Annotated in this window: 18 protein-coding genes; 12 read left to right on the top strand and 6 right to left on the bottom strand. The window is 75.1% G+C overall.

The annotated features are described in order from the left end of the window. The first annotated feature begins 178 nt into the window (after positions 1 to 178). From bioB to bioD, 3 genes are read left to right on the top strand one after another with little or no spacing between them, the layout of a single operon-like run. A complete protein-coding gene (gene bioB / locus ACFYMO_RS04310; protein WP_366773477.1) occupies positions 179 to 1,267 on the top strand; it encodes a biotin synthase BioB in 1,089 nt (362 codons plus the stop codon). Then, positions 1,260 to 2,594, top strand: a complete 1,335-nt coding sequence (locus ACFYMO_RS04305) for an adenosylmethionine--8-amino-7-oxononanoate transaminase (protein WP_366773476.1) — start codon at positions 1,260 to 1,262, stop codon at positions 2,592 to 2,594. The genes bioB and ACFYMO_RS04305 overlap by 8 nt, the downstream gene beginning before the upstream one ends. 1 nt (position 2,595) lies before the next feature. Beyond that, positions 2,596 to 3,348 carry a dethiobiotin synthase gene (gene bioD, locus ACFYMO_RS04300; protein WP_366773475.1) on the top strand — a complete coding sequence of 251 codons (753 nt, stop codon included), beginning with the start codon at positions 2,596 to 2,598 and terminating at the stop codon, positions 3,346 to 3,348. Positions 3,349 to 3,365: 17 nt separating this feature from the next. Here the strand turns inward: bioD and ACFYMO_RS04295 are convergent, their stop codons facing one another. Continuing rightward, positions 3,366 to 3,737, bottom strand: a complete 372-nt coding sequence (locus ACFYMO_RS04295) for a fic family toxin-antitoxin system, toxin component (protein WP_360296710.1) — start codon at positions 3,735 to 3,737, stop codon at positions 3,366 to 3,368. Beyond that, positions 3,734 to 3,997 carry a toxin-antitoxin system HicB family antitoxin gene (locus tag ACFYMO_RS04290; RefSeq protein ID WP_366773474.1) on the bottom strand — a complete coding sequence of 88 codons (264 nt, stop codon included), beginning with the start codon at positions 3,995 to 3,997 and terminating at the stop codon, positions 3,734 to 3,736. The genes ACFYMO_RS04295 and ACFYMO_RS04290 overlap by 4 nt, the downstream gene beginning before the upstream one ends. 231 nt (positions 3,998 to 4,228) lie before the next feature. On the opposite strand from ACFYMO_RS04290, the gene ACFYMO_RS04285 reads away from it, so the two are divergent. The 6 genes from ACFYMO_RS04285 to mug all read left to right on the top strand — a co-directional run bounded on the left by ACFYMO_RS04285 (position 4,229) and on the right by mug (position 10,196). Continuing rightward, positions 4,229 to 4,663 carry a GNAT family N-acetyltransferase gene (locus ACFYMO_RS04285; RefSeq protein ID WP_366773473.1) on the top strand — a complete coding sequence of 145 codons (435 nt, stop codon included), beginning with the start codon at positions 4,229 to 4,231 and terminating at the stop codon, positions 4,661 to 4,663. 207 nt (positions 4,664 to 4,870) lie between these two features. Continuing rightward, positions 4,871 to 6,232, top strand: coding sequence for a hemolysin family protein (locus ACFYMO_RS04280; RefSeq protein WP_366773472.1), 1,362 nt, complete (start codon positions 4,871 to 4,873; stop codon positions 6,230 to 6,232). Next, positions 6,229 to 7,239: a hemolysin family protein gene (locus ACFYMO_RS04275; RefSeq protein WP_366773471.1), complete on the top strand. Its 1,011-nt coding sequence runs from the start codon at positions 6,229 to 6,231 to the stop codon at positions 7,237 to 7,239. The genes ACFYMO_RS04280 and ACFYMO_RS04275 overlap by 4 nt, the downstream gene beginning before the upstream one ends. A 94-nt stretch (positions 7,240 to 7,333) precedes the next feature. Then, positions 7,334 to 8,206 carry an SGNH/GDSL hydrolase family protein gene (locus tag ACFYMO_RS04270; RefSeq protein WP_366773470.1) on the top strand — a complete coding sequence of 291 codons (873 nt, stop codon included), beginning with the start codon at positions 7,334 to 7,336 and terminating at the stop codon, positions 8,204 to 8,206. 11 nt (positions 8,207 to 8,217) lie between these two features. Further along, positions 8,218 to 9,648 carry an adenylosuccinate lyase gene (gene purB / locus ACFYMO_RS04265; protein ID WP_388544145.1) on the top strand — a complete coding sequence of 477 codons (1,431 nt, stop codon included), beginning with the start codon at positions 8,218 to 8,220 and terminating at the stop codon, positions 9,646 to 9,648. Positions 9,649 to 9,695: 47 nt separating this feature from the next. Further along, a complete protein-coding gene (gene mug / locus ACFYMO_RS04260) occupies positions 9,696 to 10,196 on the top strand; it encodes a G/U mismatch-specific DNA glycosylase (RefSeq protein ID WP_366773468.1) in 501 nt (166 codons plus the stop codon). On the opposite strand, the gene ACFYMO_RS04255 is transcribed toward mug, so the two are convergent. Then, positions 10,182 to 10,526 carry a hypothetical protein gene (locus ACFYMO_RS04255; protein ID WP_388544143.1) on the bottom strand — a complete coding sequence of 115 codons (345 nt, stop codon included), beginning with the start codon at positions 10,524 to 10,526 and terminating at the stop codon, positions 10,182 to 10,184. The genes mug and ACFYMO_RS04255 overlap by 15 nt on opposite strands. A 254-nt stretch (positions 10,527 to 10,780) precedes the next feature. On the opposite strand from ACFYMO_RS04255, the gene ACFYMO_RS04250 reads away from it, so the two are divergent. Then, complete coding sequence (locus ACFYMO_RS04250) at positions 10,781 to 11,950, top strand: ROK family protein (protein WP_366773466.1); 1,170 nt, start codon at positions 10,781 to 10,783, stop codon at positions 11,948 to 11,950. Between the two features lie 45 nt (positions 11,951 to 11,995). On the opposite strand, the gene ACFYMO_RS04245 is transcribed toward ACFYMO_RS04250, so the two are convergent. After that, positions 11,996 to 12,742, bottom strand: a complete 747-nt coding sequence (locus tag ACFYMO_RS04245; protein ID WP_366773465.1) for a GntR family transcriptional regulator — start codon at positions 12,740 to 12,742, stop codon at positions 11,996 to 11,998. Positions 12,743 to 12,961: 219 nt separating this feature from the next. On the opposite strand from ACFYMO_RS04245, the gene ACFYMO_RS04240 reads away from it, so the two are divergent. Next, positions 12,962 to 13,735 (top strand): SDR family oxidoreductase, encoded by a 774-nt coding sequence (locus ACFYMO_RS04240; protein WP_366773464.1) that lies wholly within the window; start codon positions 12,962 to 12,964, stop codon positions 13,733 to 13,735. Here ACFYMO_RS04240 and ACFYMO_RS04235 read toward each other — a convergent pair. Continuing rightward, the gene (locus tag ACFYMO_RS04235) at positions 13,713 to 14,642 is read right to left on the bottom strand and encodes an RNA polymerase sigma-70 factor (RefSeq protein ID WP_366773463.1); all 930 of its coding nucleotides are present in this window, start codon (positions 14,640 to 14,642) and stop codon (positions 13,713 to 13,715) included. The genes ACFYMO_RS04240 and ACFYMO_RS04235 overlap by 23 nt on opposite strands. Positions 14,643 to 14,808: 166 nt before the next feature. Between ACFYMO_RS04235 and ACFYMO_RS04230 the strand changes: the two genes are divergently transcribed. After that, a complete protein-coding gene (locus ACFYMO_RS04230) occupies positions 14,809 to 15,714 on the top strand; it encodes an alpha/beta fold hydrolase (RefSeq protein WP_366773462.1) in 906 nt (301 codons plus the stop codon). A gap of 71 nt (positions 15,715 to 15,785) precedes the next feature. Here the strand turns inward: ACFYMO_RS04230 and ACFYMO_RS04225 are convergent, their stop codons facing one another. Further along, a complete protein-coding gene (locus ACFYMO_RS04225; protein WP_366773461.1) occupies positions 15,786 to 19,034 on the bottom strand; it encodes a hypothetical protein in 3,249 nt (1,082 codons plus the stop codon). Positions 19,035 to 19,270: the final 236 nt, after the last annotated feature.

Here is a 19,270-nt window from a genome sequence, read left to right as displayed (position 1 = left end):
CCCGTACCGGGCGGCGGGAGCGCCTGGCGGGTTGCGCGGCCTGGATGTTTGTAGGCAGTCAATAGAACCTAACCTGCCATAACGCCGGTCGACGTGTGACAACATCCACACCTCGCTCAAGCGGTCTTGTAGGCTTCCTCCATTACCCAGCAGGGTCGCATGGGCAAGGATCGTGCCCATGGACGACCTGCTGAACTCACTGGTGAACAAGGGGCTCCGCGGCGAGACGCCCACCCGGGACGAAGCACTCGCGGTGCTGCGGACCACCGATGACGACCTGCTGGACGTGGTGGCGGCCGCCGGCAAGGTGCGCCGCCGCTGGTTCGGGAAGCGGGTGAAACTCAACTACCTGGTGAACCTCAAGTCGGGGCTGTGCCCGGAGGACTGCTCCTACTGCTCCCAGCGGCTCGGCTCCGAGGCCGGGATCCTCAAGTACACCTGGCTCAAGCCCGAGGAGGCTGCCGAGGCCGCAGCGGCCGGGGTGCAGGGCGGCGCCAAGCGGGTCTGCGTGGTGGCCAGCGGCCGCGGCCCCACCGACCGCGACATCGACCGGGTCTCCAGGACGATCGGGGCCATCAAGGAGCGGAACGAGGACGTCGAGGTGTGCGCCTGTCTCGGTCTGCTCTCCGACGGCCAGGCGGAGCGGCTGCGCCAGGCGGGGGCCGATGCCTACAACCACAATCTCAACACCTCGGAGTCCACCTACGGGGACATCTGCACCACGCACACCTACGAGGACCGGGTGGAGACCGTCAAGCAGGCCCGGGGTGCCGGACTCTCGCCCTGCTCCGGTCTGATCGCGGGCATGGGGGAGACGGACGAGGACCTGGTCGAGGTGGCCTTCTCGCTGCGCGGGCTGGACGCGGACTCGGTGCCGGTCAACTTCCTGCTGCCGTTCGAGGGCACGCCGCTGGCCGAGGAGTGGAACCTCACTCCGCAGCGGGCGCTGCGCATCCTGGCGATGGTGCGGTTCGTGTGCCCGGACGTGGAGGTGCGGCTGGCCGCCGGGCGCGAGGTGCATCTGCGGTCGCTGCAACCGCTGGCGCTGCACCTGGCCAACTCCCTCTTCCTGGGCGACTACCTCACCAGCGAGGGGCAGGCGGGCAAGGCCGATCTGGAGATGATCGCGGACTCCGGCTTCGAGGTGGAGGGCGCGGAGACGACCACGCTGCCCGAGCACCGGCGCGAGGAGTCCGGCTCCGCCCCGCACGAGCGGGTCGCGGTCCGGCTGCGGGGCACGGGGACGGAGCTGCCGCCCAATGCCTGAGAGCACCGTCCCGGCGGCGTCCGCCGGACCGGGCGCCGCAACCGAGGAGCTCCTGGCACTGGACCGGCAGCATGTGTGGCACCCGTACGGGCCGATGCCCGGGACGGCGGAGCCGCTGGTGGTGGAGTCCGCCGCGGGTGTGCGGCTGCGGCTGGCCGAACCCGCGTACGGACAGCGGGAGCTGATCGACGGCATGTCGTCCTGGTGGTCGGCCGTGCACGGCTACCGGCACCCGGTGCTCGACGAGGCCGTCCGCGACCAGCTCGGCCGGATGAGCCATGTGATGTTCGGCGGGCTGACCCACGAGCCCGCGGTGCGGCTGGCCGCGCGGCTGGCCGAGGTGGCGCCCGGCGATCTGGAGCACGTCTTCCTGTCGGACTCCGGTTCGGTCGCGGTCGAGGTCGCCGTCAAGATGTGCCTGCAGCACTGGCGTTCGCTGGGGCGTCCGGAGAAGCGGCGGTTGCTGACCTGGCGCGGCGGCTACCACGGGGACACCTGGCAGCCGATGTCGGTGTGCGACCCGGAGGGCGGGATGCACCACCTGTGGTCCGGTGCGCTGCCGGTGCAGGTGTTCGCCGACGCGCCGCCCGCCGGCTTCGCGGCGGAACCGGACCCGGCCTACGTGGCGCATCTGCATGAGCAGATCGAACGGCACGCGCACGAGTTGGCCGCCGTCGTCGTCGAACCTGTGGTGCAGGGCGCGGGCGGGATGCGGTTCCACTCCCCCGGGTACGTCAGGGCGCTGCGGGAGGCGTGCGACGCGCACGGCGTGCTGCTGGTGCTGGACGAGATCGCCACCGGCTTCGGCCGCACCGGGGAGCTGTTCGCGGCCGACCACGCCGGGGTGGTCCCCGATGTGATGTGTGTCGGCAAGGCGCTGACGGGCGGATATCTGTCGATGGCGGCCACACTGTGCACGCCGCGCGTGGCGGAGGGGATCGCGCGCGGCTCGGTACCGGTGCTGGCGCACGGTCCGACGTTCATGGGCAACCCGCTGGCGTCCGCCGTCGCGGGCGCCTCGCTGGATCTGCTGCTGTCCCAGGACTGGCGGGCGCGGGTTCGGCAGGTGTCCGCGGGGCTGCGCAGCGGGCTGGCGCAGGCCGCGGAGCTGCCCGGGGTACGGGAGGTGAGCGTGCTCGGCGCGATCGGGGTGCTGCGCCTGGACCATGAGGTGGACGTCGCGGCGGCGAGCCGGGCCGCGGTACGTGCCGGGGTGTGGCTGCGGCCGTTCCGCGACATGGTCTACGCGATGCCGCCGTACATCACCGGCGAGGAGGACGTGGCACGGATCGCCGCCGCGATGTGCGCGGCGGCTCGGGAGGGCTGAGATGCGGGGCGGGGCGGACATGGCGGTGGCGCGGGGCGTGCTGTGCGTCTCCGGAGCCGGTACGGAGATCGGGAAGACGGTGACCACTGCGGCGGTGGCGGCGTGCGCGCTGCGCGCAGGCCGTTCGGTGGCCGTGCTCAAGCCGGCCCAGACGGGGGTGGCGGCCGGCGAACCGGGCGACGTGGCGGAGGTGCTGCGGCTGGCCGGCGGCAGCGCGTCGGCACCCGGCGCGCTGACCGGCGCCGAACTGGCCCGCTATCCGGAGCCGCTGGCCCCGGAGACGGCGGCCCGGCGCGCGGGGATGCCGTACGTGTCGGCCGGGGATGTCGCCGAGGCGGCCGGGAAGCTGGCCGCCTCGCACGACCTCGTCCTGGTCGAGGGCGCGGGCGGGCTGCTGGTGCGGTTCGACGGCGCGGGCTCGACGCTGGCCGACGCCGCCCGGCTGCTGGCCGCGCCGGTGCTGGTGGTCGTCCAGGCGGGGCTGGGCACGCTGAACACGGCGGCACTGACGGCGGAGGCGCTGCGGGCCCGTCGCGTGGAGTGTGCGGGGCTGGTGATCGGCAGCATGCCGGGGGCACCGGGCCTCGCCGAGCGGTGCAACCCGACCGACCTGCCCGGGTACACCGGGCTGCCGCTGCTGGGCGCCGTCCCCGAGGGGGCGGGCGCGCTGCCGCCGTCGCGGTTCGGTGCGGAGGCGCCGGGCTGGCTGGCGCCCGAACTCGGCGGTGAGGCGGTCCCCGCGGCGCTTGGCTGAGCGGCGCCGTCGGCTCCTCACAGGGTCCAGGTGCGCAACTCGGCGGAGATCGCGGCCAGGTCGGCGGTGCCGTCCTTGACGAGCCGGGCCAGGTCGCGTATCCGCTCGGGAGAGGTGACGACCTTGAGTCCGCAGGCGACGAGGTAGCCGTAGGCCACGGCGGAGGCGAACAGCGCGTTGGAGCGCTCCAGGGCCGGTACGTGCAGCAGGAGTTGCAGCAGTGCGGCGGCCCGGTCGTGCGGCTCGGGGTAGACGGGGCGGCCGAAGACAGCGGCCTCGTGGCGGCTGACGGCGGCGACGAGCGCGCCGTAGTCGGTGACGCGGGGGTCGCCCGGGGTCTTCTGCTCGGCGAGGATCAGCAGCCAGGCGAGGTCGACGCGGACGCTCACGCCGCGGGCGGGCTTCCGGCGCCGCTCCCCGGGTCCCGCTCACCGGCCCCGGCCGCGTCGAGTTCCTCGGCGAAGACGGACGCGTAGCTCTTCATGAAGTCGGCTGCCGCGTCCACGAAGGAGCGGCCCACCTCGGCCGCGTCCCGCTGGACGAGTTCCTCGATGTACCGGTTCACGCTCACCCCGCGGGCCAGCGCCCGCTCCCTGGCGGCCTGCGCCGTGCCCTCGTCCACCCGGACGTTCAGTTGCGTCTTCGCCACACCACCACGCTAGCACCGTTCCGCTAGCAGTGAACAGGCGTGCGCGGCCCCGGGCGCGGGGTTCCGGAACCCGGACCCGGCCCCGCCTCACCGTGCCGGACCCCTTCATGGACAGGTTCGCTCCGGTGGTGGAAACACTCGGCGGAAGCTGAACCCGGCGCCGCCGACCGGCCGCCGACCGCCTGCCCACCAGGCGAAACGGCGTGGCGGCCGGGGGCGGCCCGTGCTGGGATGCGGGCCATGACGGATCTTGCGATACGCGCGGCGGCCGCGTCCGACATCGACCGGGTACTGGCCTTCTGGCAGGAGGCGGCGGAGGGAACCAGCGTCAGCGACGACCGGGACGGGGTGGCCCGGCTCCTCTCCCGGGACCCGGAGGCCCTGCTGCTGGCGGAGCAGGACGGGCGGCTGGTCGGCACGGTCATCGCCGGGTGGGACGGCTGGCGCTGCTCCCTCTACCGGCTCGCGGTGCTGCCCGCGCAGCGGCGGCAGGGCGTCTCCCGGGCCCTGCTGGCCGCCGCCGAGGAGCGCTTCGCTGCGCTCGGCGGGCGGCGCGGCGACGCCATGGTGTTGGACGCGAACGAGCGGGCACACCGGGTCTGGCAGGCCGCCGGTTACGCTCCGCAGCCTCAGTGGAGCCGCTGGGTCAAGCCGCTCGCGTCCTGACGGCCGGCGCCCGCGGGCGGGAACCGCGGAACCGGCCGGCCCGTTTACGCTGTACACGAAGCCGGGCCCGCACTCCCGCGGGCCCGGCACAGTCATCGGATCCGAAAGGTGTGAGCGTCCGCCCATGGGCGACCCTCCCAGTAGCAGCCTCCGACGTCGCGCGTACCGGCCACCGCTGTCCCACGATGGGAAGGAGGTGACCGGTCGATGACGGAAGTCCTGCTGCTGCTCGTGGCACTGCTGCTGTCCCTGGCCTGCGGCGGATTCGTGGCCGCTGAGTTCTCCCTGACCACCGTCGAACGCAGCGAGCTGGAGCGGGCGGAGCAGCGCGGCGACCGGGGTGCCAAGAGCGCGCTGGCGGCCGTGCGGTCCCTCACCTTCCAGCTCTCCGGGGCGCAGCTGGGCATCACCGTCACCAATCTGGTCGTCGGCATGCTCGCCGAGCCCTCCGTGGCCAAGCTGATCGCCGGACCGCTGCGCTCGCTCGGCGTACCGTCCTCGGCCTCCTCCTCCGTCGCCCTGGTGCTCGGCACCGCGCTCTCCACGGTGGTGCTGATGGTGATCGGCGAGCTGGTGCCCAAGAACTGGGCGATCTCCCGGCCGCTGCCGGTGGCCCGGGCGGTGGCGACACCGCAGCGGGTCTTCTCGGCGGCCTTCCGCCCGCTGATCCGCCATCTGAACAACACCGCCAACCGGGTGCTGCTGCGGATGGGCCTGGAGCCCACCGAGGAGCTGGCCTCGGCCCGCTCGCCGCAGGAGCTGGTGGCGCTGGCCCGGCACTCCGCCAAGGAGGGCGCGCTGGAGGAGGACACCGCCGACCTGTTCGTGCGCACCCTGCACCTGGCCGAGCTGACCGCGGAGAACGTCATGACGCCGCGGGTGCAGGTGACCTCGCTCGAGGTGCAGGCCACCGTGGAGGACGTCGCCAACGCCACCCGCGCCACGGGACTCTCCCGCTTCCCCGTCTACCGGGGGAACCTGGACACCGTCGTCGGCATCGTCCGGATCAAGGACGTGCTGGCCGTACCCGCCGCCGAGCGGCGGCTGCGGCCGGTGACCGATCTGATGCGGGAGCCGCTGCTGGTTCCCGAGTCGCTGACCGTCGACCGGCTGCTGGACCAGCTCTCGGGCGGCGACCGCAGCATCGCGGTCGTCATCGACGAGTACGGCGGCACGGCCGGTGTCGTCACACTGGAGGACATCATCGAGGAGGTCGTGGGCGAGGTGCGCGACGAGCACGACCCGCTGGAGACCCCCGACCTGGCCCCCGCCGGGGAGGACGCGGAGGGCCGGCCCGTCTACGTCGCGGACGGCGCCGCGCGCACCGATCAGCTGCAGGCCATCGGGCTGCGCACTCCGGAGGGCCCCTACGAGACGCTCGCCGGGCTGATCGCCACCGAGCTGGGCCGCATCCCGGCCGCCGGGGACACCGTGTCGGTCGGCGGCTGGGAGCTGACGGTCATGGACGCCAGCGGCCGCCGCGCCGCGCAGGTGCGGCTGTACGGACCGAGACCGGGTGACGACCCGGACGGGTCCGAGACCGGCGACCGGGCGGAGGCACACCGATGACGGTGCTCCAACTGCTGATCGGGCTGCTGACGCTGGTGGCCAACGCGTTCTTCGTGGGCGCGGAGTTCGCGCTGATCTCGGTGCGCCGCGCGCAGATCGAACCGCTGGCCGAGGAGGGCGACAAGAAGGCCCGCAAGGTGCTGTGGGGCCTGGAGCACGTGGCGCAGATGCTGGCCGCGGCGCAGCTGGGCATCACGCTGTGCACCCTGGTGCTCGGTGTGGTCGCCGAGCCCGCCATCGCGCATCTGCTGGAGCCGGTCTTCCACGCGGCGGGCGTCGGGGACGGCGTGGCGCACGGCGTCTCGTTCGTGATCGCGCTGTCGCTGGCGACGTACCTGCACATGCTGCTGGGCGAGATGGTGCCCAAGAACATCGCGCTGGCCGGGCCGGAGCGGACCGCGCTGCTGCTGGGGCCGCCGCTGGTGGCGCTGTCGCGGGCGCTGCGTCCGGTGATCTTCGCGGTGAACTCGTTCGCCAACGCGCTGCTCAAGCTGATCCGGGTCGAGCCGAAGAGTGAGGTCGAGGCCGCGTTCTCGGACGACGACCTCGCCCAGATGGTGGCCGACTCCAGTGAGGCCGGGCTGCTGGACGACCGCTCGACCGAACGGCTGCGCGACGCGCTGGAGCTGGGCAGGCGGCCGATCGCCGAGGTGGCGCAGCCGCTGCACAAGGTGGTGACGGCAGGCCGCGGCGTGACCCCCGAGGGGCTGGAGAACCTGTCGGCCGAGTCCGGGTTCTCCCGGTTCCCGGTGGTGGACGACGACGGGCGGGTGCTGGGCTATCTGCACGTCAAGGACGCGCTGGACGCCTCGCCCCGGGAGGCCGCGTTCCCGCTGACGGCGATGCGTCCCATCGCCCGGGTGCGGGCCTCGCTGCCGCTGGACGACGTGCTGGGGGCCATGCGCTCCAGCGGAACCCACCTGGCGGCGGTCACCGGCCCGGACGGGCGGGCGACGGGCGTGGTGACCATGGAGGACGTGCTGCGCGAACTCGTCGGCCAGGCGTAGCAGCAGGCCGCCGACTCGTCGGCCCGTGGACCCGTTGCCCCGAGAAGGACACCGCAAGGTCGTTGCTCGGGGCAACGGGCTACCATGGGCGACCGTGACCAGTGCCGCACCCGCCCCGTCCGCGGAACCCGCCCGCCCACCGGCCGCCCCTCGCTCGTTCGTCGCCCTGGGCGACTCGTTCACCGAGGGGATGTCGGACCTGCTGCCGGGCGGCGGTTACCGGGGCTGGGCCGACCTGCTCGCGGCCCGCCTCGCGGCCCGGGAGCCGGAGTTCCGCTACGCCAACCTCGCGGTGCGCGGCAAGCTGATCGGGCAGATCGCCGCCGACCAGGTCGCCCCCGCGGCGGCGATGGAGGCCGACCTGGTGACCCTGGTGGGCGGTCTCAACGACGTGCTGCGGCCCGGATGCGACACCGCGCGGGTGTGCGCGCTGCTGGAGGAGTCCGTCGCCACCCTGGCGCCCGCCTGCGGGACGCTGGTGCTGATGCGCAGCCCGGGCCGCCGCGGACCGGTGCTGGAGCGCTACCGGGCCCGGATGGAGCAGCTCTTCGACTTCATCGACGGGCTGGCGGAGCGGCACGGCGCGCTGGTGGTCGACCTGTTCGCCTCGGAGGCGCTGGGCGACCCGCGTATGTGGGCCGACGACCGGCTGCATCTGACGGCTGAGGGGCACAGCAGAGTGGCCGAGGCCATCTGGCAGCGGCTCGGGCTGCCGCCCGGGAGCGACTGGAACACCCCGTTGCCACCGGCCGCCGCGCCCTCCTGGACGGCACGGCGCGCCGCGGACGCGCGCTTCGCCCGGGTCCACCTGCTGCCCTGGATCGGGCGGCGGCTGACCGGTCGCTCCTCGGGTGACGGCCGCGCCCCCAAGCGCCCCGAGCTGGCCCCACTGGCCTGCGACGACGCCGCCGGCTCCGGGGCCGCGATCCCGCCGCCCCGGAGCGCCGGGGACCGCGCGGCCCCGTAGAATCGGGCGGCGTGAGTGACAAGCCGCGCATCCCGAACGTCCTGGCGTCCCGCTACGCCTCCCCCGAGCTGGTCCGCATCTGGTCCCCCGAGTCGAAGATCGTGCTGGAGCGGCGGCTGTGGCTCGCCGTGCTCAAGGCGCAGCGGGACCTGGGCATCGCCGTGCCCGAGGAGGCGGTGGCCGACTACGAGCGAGTGGTCGAGGACGTGGACCTCGCCTCGATCGCGGAGCGCGAGAAGGTCACCCGGCACGACGTGAAGGCGCGCATCGAGGAGTTCAACGCGCTGGCCGGGCACGAGCACGTGCACAAGGGCATGACCTCGCGGGACCTGACGGAGAACGTCGAACAGCTCCAGATCCGGCTCTCCCTGGAGCTGGCCCGCGACCGCACCGTGGCCCTGCTGCAGCGGCTGGGCGCGCTGGCGGGCGAGCACGCGGCACTGGTGATGGCGGGCCGCTCACACAACGTCGCGGCACAGGCCACCACCCTCGGCAAGCGGTTCGCGACCGGGGCAGACGAGCTGCTGGTCGCGTTCGAGCGGGTGGAGGAGCTGCTGCGCCGCTATCCGCTGCGCGGCATCAAGGGGCCGGTCGGCACCGCGCAGGACATGCTGGACCTGCTCGGCGGGGACGAGCAGAAGCTGACCGACCTGGAGCGCAGGATCGCCGAGCACCTGGGCTTCGGGCGCGTGTTCACCTCCGTCGGGCAGGTCTACCCCCGCTCGCTGGACCACGAGGTGGTCGGCACGCTGGTGCAACTGGCCGCCGCGCCCTCGTCGCTGGCCAGGACGATCCGGCTGATGGCCGGCCAGGAGCTGGTGACCGAGGGGTTCAAGGAGGGGCAGGTCGGCTCCTCGGCGATGCCGCACAAGATGAACACCCGCTCCTGCGAACGGGTCAACGGCCTCATGGTGACCCTGCGGGGCTACGCCTCCATGGCGGGCGAGCTGGCCGGGGACCAGTGGAACGAGGGCGACGTGTCCTGCTCGGTGGTGCGCCGGGTGGCGCTGCCCGACGCCTTCTTCGCGTTCGACGGGATGCTGGAGACGTTCCTGACGGTGCTGGACGAGTTCGGCGTCTTCCCTGCCGTGGTGGCCCGGGAGCTGGACCGCTACCTGCCGTTCCTGGCGACGACGAAGGTCCTGATGGGCGCCGTGCGGGCCGGGGTCGGCCGGGAGGTCGCGCACGAGGCGATCAAGGAGCACGCGGTGGCCGCGGCTCTGGCGATGCGCGAGGGCGCGGAGCACAACGAGCTGCTGGACAGGCTCGCGGCGGACTCCCGCATCCCGCTCGACCGCCCCGCGCTGGACGAACTGATGGCGGACCGGCTGTCGTTCACCGGCGCCGCGGCCGCGCAGACCGCGGAGATCGTCAGCCGCGTGCAGGAGGTCGCCGCGCTGCACCCCGAGGCGGCCGGTTACCGGCCCGGAGCGATCCTCTGAGCCCGCGGTTCACCGCCCGGGAGCTGGAGGCGGCCCGCGGGAAGCTGGTGCCGGACGTGGCCGCCGAGGGGCTGCGGGTGCTGTTCTGCGGCATCAACCCCGGGCTGCTCTCCGCCGCCACCGGCCACCACTTCGCCCGCCCCGGCAACCGGTTCTGGCCCGCCCTGCACGCCTCGGGGTTCACCCCGCGGCGGCTGCTCCCCGAGGAGGAGCGGGAGCTGCTCGCCTACGGGCTGGGCATCACCAACGTCGTCGCCCGGGCCACGGCGCGCGCCGACGAGCTGACCCGCGCGGAGTTCGCCGAGGGCGGGCGGCTGCTGGAGGCGAAGGCGGCACGGCTGCGGCCGAAGTGGCTCGCGGTGCTGGGCGTCACCGCCTACCGCGCGGCCTTCGACGACCCGGGCGCTGCGGTGGGGCCGCAGGAGCGGCGGGTGGGCGGCGTGCCGGTGTGGGTGCTGCCCAATCCCAGCGGGCTCAACGCGCACTACACGCCGTCCGCGCTGGCCGGGAAGTTCGGCGAGCTGCGGGCGGCGTCAGCCGAGGACTGACGGTGCGCTCCTGCCCCGCTCCCCCGCGGCCGCCAGGAGCTGCAGCGGAATGTCCTCGCCGCACCGGGCCAGCCCGACGCCCACCCAGCGGTCCCCCACCGTCCACACGGCCAGTTCGGCGGCCCGCCAGCACACCGTCCGCTCCGGCTCGGGCAGTGCGGCGCCCTCCGCGGCGGCCAGCAGATGCGGGCCGAGGTCGACCGTCTCCGGCTCGCCCCACCGCCGGGACAGCAGGACGATCAGCGCTTCATGGTCGGCGCGGATCTCCTGCTCGGCCTCCAGGAGTTCGGCCGGGTCGCCGTCAGGGTGCGGATCCGCGGTACGTAACACGGCAGTCCGGGCGGCGGGTTCGGCCCGCAGACGGCCGAGGGCGGCAAGGTGGTGCGCGAGGTGCATAGGGACAGTCAATCTTCCGGCACTGACAGCCGGTTGAGCGGCCCTGCCGCCGCGGGCCGCCGCGGGTCCGCGGCACGGGGGAGCCGCCCCGCGGTGCGGCCGCCGGTCGGCGCGGTGCGGCCGCCGCTCGCCGTGTCCCCGCGCAGCGGTTACGATCCGCACCACACGCACAGGCAGGGAGGCGGAGCGTGAGCAAGCTGACCGGACGGGACCCCTCCCTGCTGCGGCGGATCAACTCCACGGTGGTGCTGCGGGCGCTGCGCGGGACGACGGCTCCGGCGACGCTGACCCTCACCGAGCTGGTGCGGGCCACCGAGTTGTCCCGGCCCACGGTCGAGGGCGTGGTCGAGGATCTGATCGAGGCGGGGCTGGTCGCCGAGGCCGCGGACGCGGCGGCACGATCGGGCGGCACGGCGCGCCGCGGGCGCCCGGCGCGGAGCTTCCGGTTCCGCGCGGAGGCGGGCCAGCTGCTGGGCCTGGAGATCGGGCCGCACCGGGTGGCGGCCGTCCTCTCGGATCTGACCGGCCGGCTCACCGGCTCCCTGACCCGCGAGGTGGACGAGGCGGCGGAGGCCGAGGCGCGGCTGGAGCGGATCCGGGGCACCGTCGCGGAGCTGCTACGGCGCACCGGCACCGCCAGGGACGCGCTGCGCGCGGTCGGCGTGGGCACTCCGGGCATCGTGGAGGCGGACGGCACGGTGCGGCTGGGCACGGCACTGCCCGGCTGGACGGGACTCGCGCTGGGCGAGCGGCTGCGCCGCTCGTTCCGCTGCCCGGTGCTGGTGGAGAACGACGCGAACGCCGCGGTGCTGGCCGAGCACTGGAAGGGTGCGGCACGCGGTGTGGACGACGTGGTGATGGTGCTGGCCGGGCTGAGCCCCGGGGCCGGCTCGCTGATCGGGGGCCGGCTGCACCGGGGCTTCGGCGGAGCGGCCGGGGAGATCGGAGCGCTGCATCTGCTGGGCCGGGAGGTCACACCCGAGCGGCTGCTGTCCACGACGGACGAGCCGCTGCATCCGCTCGACGAGGCGGCCGTGGCCCGGGTGTTCGCGGAGGCGCGGGTGGGGGACGGCCGGGCGCGCCGGGCCATGGACCGCTTCCTCGCCCGGCTGGTGCACGATGTGGCGGCCCTGGTGCTGGCGCTGGACCCGGAGCTGCTGGTGGTCGGCGGCTGGGCCTCCGGGCTGGACGGGGTGCTGGACCCGCTGCGCGCCGAGTTGGAGCGCTACTGCCTGCGCCCGCCGCGGGTGGCGCTCTCACGGCTGGGCGACACGGCGGTGGCGACGGGGGCCCTGCGGGTGGCCCTGGACCACACGGAGAGCGAGCTGTTCACCGTGGAGGGCGGGACCGCCGGCTGACCGCCGCACTCGCGGTGGCGTCGGCCCCGCGGGCGGGCGGCCGGGTCAGCTCGCCAGGGCCGGTACCGGGTCCGTGTCGCTGAAGGAGAGCCGGCAGGTGTCTGCCCGGTAGGTCGCGACGGAGACCGCGGCGGTGCCGCCGTCGGACAGATAGCGCGTCGTGACGACCAGTACGGGCGCGCCGGGCAGCCGGTCGAGACGGCGCGCGTCCTCGGCCCGTGCGGAACCCAACTCGACCGTGCGGTCCTGCCCTCCGAAGGGGAGCCGGTGCAGCTCGCGCAGCACCGTGCGGGCGCGCGCCGCCTGGGATCCGTCGCCAGCGGGAACGGGGGGGAGCGAGGCCGTGGGGACGTAGAGCATCTCGGAGGCGACCTGCTGGCCGCCGGTCGTCCGGCTGCGGAGCACCGCGTGCACGGGCGTGTCGGCCGCCACGCCGAGGGTGCGGGCCACCGCGGCGGGGGCCGGCCCCTCCGCGTACTCCTCGGCGTGCCAGGCGTCGCCCGGGGCGCCGGGCCAGGTGTGCGGACCGGACTCGGATCCGACGTCGACGCCCACCCGGGGCGGTGCGACCGTGGTGCCGACGCCGCGCCGGCGCTGCAGGCGCCCTTCCAGCTCGAGCTGCTCCAGGGCCTGGCGGAGCGTCGCGCGGGCGACTCCGAAGCGTGCGGCCAGTTCGCGTTCGTTCGGCAAGATCTCGCCGACCGCGAACTCCGAGTCGAGCGCCTCGGAGAGCACCGTCCTCAGATGCCAGTACTTCGGCTCCGGCACCGTCTCCAACTGCGTGGTCCCCACCCTTGCCTCCGCAATCCCCGTACACCCGACGGACGGTGTGCGGCCGGTGTTTATGCGTCCTTGTTTTTTAAAGGTCCTTGCGTATGCCTACCGACCCTAGGACGCCCCCCACCCTTGGTCAAGACCAATGCCCCGGGGGGCGGACCCTTGCCGCCCGCCGGAACCCACTGCAATGATCGATCATCGATCACTGTCGGCCGCCGATGTCCGGAGGACCCCATGCCGCGCCCCCACACCCCCGCCGCGCTGCGGCGTGTCACCCTCGTCACCGGCGCCGGACGCGGCATCGGGGCCGCCACGGCACTGCGGCTCGCCCGGGACGGCCATCACATCGGCGTCAACTACGTGGCCGACGAGGAAGCGGCCACCCGCACCGCGGAGGCCGTCCGGGCCGCCGGGCGCGAGGCCGTCACCGTCCGGGCCGACACCGGCGACCCGCACGCGGTGGACCACCTGTTCGACACCGTGCAGGACGCCCTCGGCCCCCTGACCGGACTGGTCAACAACGCCGGTGTCTCCGGACCGCTCGGCCGGTTCACCGAGACCTCACCCGAGGTGATGCGGCGCGTCGTGGACGTCAACGTGACGGGGGCACTGCTGTGCGCGCGGCGCGCCCTGCGGGAGATGTCCACGGCCCACGGCGGGCAGGGCGGCGGAATCGTGAACATCTCCTCCTGCGCCGCCACTCTCGGCTCCCCCGGCGAGTACGTGCACTACGCGGCGTCGAAGGCCGCGGTCGACGCCATGACGGTGGGCCTGGCCAAGGAGTTCACCGGCGAGGGCGTACGGGTCAACTGCGTGCAGCCGGGGTCGGTCCTCACCGAGATGCACGCACGGATGGGCGACCCGGACCGGGCGTGGAAGAAGGCGGAGATCACCCCGGCCCGGCGCCCCGGGGAACCGGAGGAGATCGCCGACGCCGTCGCCTGGCTGCTCTCCGACGAGGCGTCCTACGTCTCGGGCGCGGTCCTCAGAGCCGCAGGCGGCCTCTGAGGCCGGGCCCCTCGCCCGCTCCCGCCAGGTGGGCGAGCTTGGCGGGGTTGCGGATCAGGTGGACGGTCCGCACCAGTCCGCCCGCCACCTCCAGGGAGAAGACCGTGTCCGGCCGTCCGGCGGCGGTCAGCAGCACGGCCGGACCGCCGTTGATCTCCAGGAAGCTGACCCCGAGCGCCGGGTCCCGCACGCCCTCCGGGGCGACGGCGGCCAGGAACCTGCTGATCCGGTCGGCACCGACCACGACCCGGCGCGGCGCCTTGGCCGCCCCTCCGCTGTCGGAGACGAGCCGCGCATCCGGCGCGAGCACCGAGACCAGTCCCCGCACATCGCCTTCGGCCGCGGCCTTCAGGAACCGCTCGGTCAGCTCCCGGCGGAGCGCGGGGTCGACCTCGAAGCGCGGCCTGCGCTCGGCCACATGCTGCCGGGCCCGCCCGGCGAGCTGACGCACGGCCGCCTCGCTCCGCTCCAGCGTCCCGGCGATCTCCGCGTAGGGGAAGCCGAAGGCCTCGCGCAGCACGAACACCGCGCGTTCCAGGGGCGAGAGGGACTCCAGCACCACCAGTACCGCCAGCGAGACCGACTCGGCCAGCATCGCGCGCTCGGCGCCGTCCGGGCCCGCCGCGGCCGGGCCCGGGCCGGTGAGCACCGGCTCGGGCAGCCAGGAACCGACATAGGCCTCGCGTCGGGACTGCACCTGACGGAGCCGGTCGATCGCCAGCCGGGTGGTGACGCGCACGAGGTACCCGCGCGGCTCGCGCACCTGCGCACGGTCGGCCGCCGCCCACCGCAGCCACGCCTCCTGCACCACGTCCTCGGCATCGGCCACCCGGCCCAGCATCCGGTAGGCCACGCCTTCGAGTACCGGGCGGTGCTGCTCGAAGACCTCGGTCGCATCAGCGGTCACCGCGCCATCATGCCACCGAAGGCTGATCCGCACGGCACACGGGGCTTCCCTGGACGGAAGCTTGCTGACATCGTGTCAACCAGTCGCAGCGGCGACGCCCGCCCCCGGGACGGAGCACCGTGCCGCCGACATGCCGCGCAGCACCGCAGGAACCCCAGGAGTGGCCATGCCCGCCGTCTTCACCCCGCAGACACCCGCAGGCACCTCCGCCTCCGTGGTCGAGGTCCCGGTGGCCGGAGGGCCACCGGTCGAGATGGCCTACGAACGGCGCGGCTCGGGCGAGCCGATGCTGCTGCTGCACGGCATCGGCCACCACTGGCAGGCCTGGGAGCCGGTGCTGTCGGTGCTCGCGGCAAGCCACGACGTGATCGCCCTCGACCTGCCCGGCTTCGGCGCCTCCCAGCCACTGCCGGACGACGCCTCCTACGGGCTGCGCCGTGTGGTGCCGCTGCTCGCCGCGACCTGCACGGCCCTGGGAGTCGAACGCCCCCACGTGGTGGGCAACTCGCTCGGCGGACTGCTGGCCCTGGGGCTTGGCCTGCACGGCGCGGCGCGTTCGGTCACCGCCCTCTCGCCCGCGGGCTTCTTCACCCGCCCCGAGCGGCTGTACGCCTACGGGGTGCTGCGCGGAATGCGGGCCGGGGCGCGGGCCCTGCCCGACCCGGTACTGGAGACACTGGCCCGCACCTCTGCCGGGCGCGCCGCCCTGACCAGCACCATCTACGCCCGCCCCGGGCGGCGTCCGGCCGACGCCGTGGTGGCCGAGACCCGCGCCCTGCGGCAGGCGGCGGGCTTCGCCCCGGTACTGGCGGAGGGCCGCCGCCCCGGGGCGCGCTTCGACCAGGACCTCGGGGACCTGCCGGTGACGATCGGCTGGGGCGACCGGGACCGGCTGCTGCTGCGCCGCCAGGGCGTCCGCGCCAAGCGCGCGATGCCCGGCGCCCGCCTGGTGCGGCTGCGCGACTGCGGCCACGTACCGATGAACGACGACCCCGCCACCGTCGCCCGCATCGTCCTGGACACGGCCCGGCACGCGGACGCGCGGCCGGGAACGGATCGCACCCGCGTCTGAGCCCCGGCGCGCGGCCGTCGGATCGGTCCGGGGCAGCCGGACCCGCGCCTCCGCGGGTCCGGTGGAGACCGTCAGCTCAGGGCCGTCTCGATGCGCAACTCCAGCGCGCCCGCCTCGCTGACCCGCTCGGCGACGGTCCCGTGCGGATCGGGGCGCCCGGCCGGGTAAGCGGCCCGCACCCGGGTGAGCCGGGTGACGGCCTGGTCGTAGCGGCCCAGGTCCACCTCGAGCGCGGCAGCCCGCAGCTCCGCGCTCGTCGCCTCGTGCAGGCCGGCCTCGCCGCAGGAGTGGAAGGCGGCCACGGCACGCTCGGCGTACTCGATGCCCCGGGCGTAGCAGTCCACCGCGGAGGCACCCGGCTCGCCGGGAGCCGGCACCGGCATCGGCTCGACCAGCAGTTCGGCCGTCTGCCGGTAGGTGTGGCCGACCTCCAGACGGAGCCGGAGGCGCTGCTCCTCGTCCCGGGGGCCCTCCTCGGAGCGCAGCACCCGGGCGATCTCCTCCCGTGCCGCGGCCATGAACCCCAGCGCCTCCTCGACCGGCGCACCCGACTCCATGGCCAGCCAGCCCCGGGCGTGCAGCGTACGGATCACCGCATGCGGATCGCCCAGCTCCCGCCACAGCTCCTCGGCCCGGCCGTACAGCTCGCCCGCCGCGGTGTGCCGGCCGCAGGCACGGTGGGTGTCGGCCGCCAGGTGGGTGACGACGGCGCACCCGTGCCGGTCCCGCCACCGGTGCGGCAGCTCGGCCGCGCCGCGGAGCAGCCCGGCGGCGGCCCGCAGCTGCTCGGGGCGGGTGCAGGACTGGCCGAGCCAGACGCACGCCTGCACGATGCCCGGTTCGTCGTCGCGCTCCAGCAGGCCGCCGAGGGCCTCGACCAGGACGGCGGCCGCCTCGTCGGTCTCCTCCAGGACGAGCAGGCAGCCGCCGAGCCGCAGACCGGCCCGGGTGGCCTCCGCGGCGCTGCCCGAACCCGCCAGCGCGTGCGCCGCGTGCCGGAGCGATTCGGCCTCCTCGGCCAGCAGGCCCTGGGCCGCGTGCACGTCGGCGTGCAGCAGGTGGAGGCGCGCGAGTTCGGCGGACGGACGGGCGGCAGCGCCCGGCCGGTCCTGCAGGGCGCCGCGCAGTACCTCGGCGGCGCGCTTGTGGTCGCCGGTCTCCATCAGCAGCCGGGCGAGAGCCAGTTCCGGCCCGGTGGCGGACCAGGGGCGGCCCGCCTCGTGGAAGAGGTCGGCGGACTCGGCCAGCAGCTCACCCGCGCGCACCGCGTCGCCGCGCCGGGCCGCCAGCGTCCCCCGGATCTCGACGGCCTCGGCGATCCCGGCCCGTACCGCGGGCTCCTCGCGGTACGGCAGCGCGAACGCGACCAGGCCGGCCAGCTCCTCGTCGAGCGCGTCGGTCCCCGGGCCCAGCAGGTCGGCCCGGTCCTCCGTACGCGCCGGTCCGGCGGCGTACTCCGCGTCGGCCGTCGGCGGCCGGTTGGCGCGGTTGGCCGCGTCGAAGGGGGTGCCGCCCTCGTCTCCCCCGCCGTCCTGCGGCCCGCCCAGCTCGTGCGCGCGCAGCCGGGCCCGGGTCAGCAGCACGGCGAGGGCGTGCCGGGCGCCGATGCGCCCCGCGGCGTGCAGATGCTCGGCCTCGGCGCACAGCGCGTCGAGGGACTCGGGCGGCACGGCTGCCCCCTCGGGGGCGCAGGAGGCGGCGGAAGCGGCCCGCGCCCGGCACGCGAGGGCTTCACCGGGCAGGTCGGCCCCGGCGAAGAGACTGGCGGCCTCCGCGAATCCGGCGGCACCGGCCGCCGGATCGGTGCGGGCCGCCGCCTCGGACCGGTGGTCGAGGAGTTCGGCCCGCGACGCCTGGTCGAGCCGCGCCCCCGTACGGGCGACGGCGTCGCCGGCCGCGGTCCACCGCGCGGCCGCCTCCGGGTGGCCGACGGCGCTCAGCCGCCGCGCCCGGGCCAGCAGCCGCTGCGCGTCCGGCGAACCGGCTCCGGACCCCGCACCGGCCTGCGGCCGGGACTCGGTTCCGCGTCCCGTATCCGGCCGGCTACCGGTCGCTCCGCCCGCGCGCTCCCCGCTCTCCGCCCCGCTTCCCGCACCGGACTCCGGCCCGCCCGGCGCCACGGGGGCCGCGCTCGGCGCGGGGAACGTGACGGCGCCGATCCCCAGCGGCAGGTGCGGGACCAGTGGCCGCGCATCGATGCGGCGGCGCACCGCCGCGCGGTGCCCACTGGTGCCGGCCCGCCGGTCGAAGCGTTGCGCCGTGTCCAGGGCCTGCGCGGCGGCGTACTCGAACAGTGCCGCCGCGCTCCAGTCCCGTCCCGGAGGGCCGGGGACCGGGAGGGCGGCGTGCCCCAGCTCGGCGAGCCGCCGCATCAGCAGGGCGACGGCGGACATCCACATCTGGTGGCCGGGCGCGTCCTGCTGCTCCTCCCAGCGCTCCCCGTCCTGCCCGGCGAGGATCTCCAGCCCGCGCGACTCATTGCCGGTCCGGGCGCAGAACTCCAGGTGCCGGGCGAGTGCGCCGCGCCCGGTCGGCGCCTCCCGGACCAGCAGGCAGCCCGCGAGATGCCGGCTCCGCGCCTCCGCGGCGCGGCCGAGGCGCAGCAGCGGCCCCAGCGAGGCGGCCAGCAGGTAGGGGCGCCGGTCAGCGCAGGCGTACTCGCCGCGCAGCACCGGTTCCCACATCCGCAGTGCCGCCTCGTCCTGGGCCGCTCCGCCGCCCGGTGCCACGGCCTCGGCCTCCTCGGCGCGCACGGCGTACGCGCGGCCGCGCCAGGCCAGTTCGCAGCCCGCACAGTCGGCGCTGCGGTCGCGTTCCGCCTCCAGCCAGGCGCTGTAGGCGCGCGCGGCCCGCTGCCGGTCGCCGAACCACTGCGCGACCAGGAACTCGCGTGCGTACACGGCGCGCCGGGACAGCCCGGCGCGGTCGTGCTCGCGGGCCTGCAGCGCGAGCCACTCCTCGATCTCCGCCACCGGGACCGCCGGGTCGCCGACCAGGTCCGCCACGGCCCAGCGGAGCGACCACAGCAGCGCGAAGGCGTCCTCGGGGTCGAACGCCTCCGGGTCCTCGTCCCGCAGCCGCAGTGCCCGTGCGACGGGGACGGACGTGGTGCGAGCCGCGGTCCCGAAGGTGCGGCTGGCGGCCAGGTGGAGCAGCGCCGCGCCCAGGGCGGCCCGGCCCTCCCGGGTGCCCGCCTCAGCGGCCGCCTCGGCCTGCGCGACCAACTCCTCGGCGCGGGCGACGCGCTCGGGGCCGTGCGGGGCCAGGCCGCTCGCACGGATGTCCGCACGAAGGTCGGCAGGCGTACGGCTGGTGGTCATCGGGCCTCCTGGGCCGGCGCGTAACGGGTCGGGCGGGATGCGGGTGGAGTTGTCCGTGAAGCGGCAATCCTAGGCCGCGGTGAGCGGTCGGACACACGCAGTCGCGTGCCGCCTCTTCTGTCCGGTGTGGCACCGGTGTTCACTGGGGCTTCGGATGCACGGCACGCGGAGGGAGCAGACACACCAGGGGAACGGGATACAGCTCGCGGGAGTGACGGGCGGCGTGCGGCGCCGCG

Origin of the sequence: Streptomyces sp. NPDC007025 (assembly GCF_042869455.1) — a bacterium.
Lineage (GTDB): Bacteria > Actinomycetota > Actinomycetes > Streptomycetales > Streptomycetaceae > Streptomyces.
The sequence above is the reverse complement of the archived record's forward strand: the minus strand, read 5'-3'. Positions and strand labels throughout refer to the sequence as shown.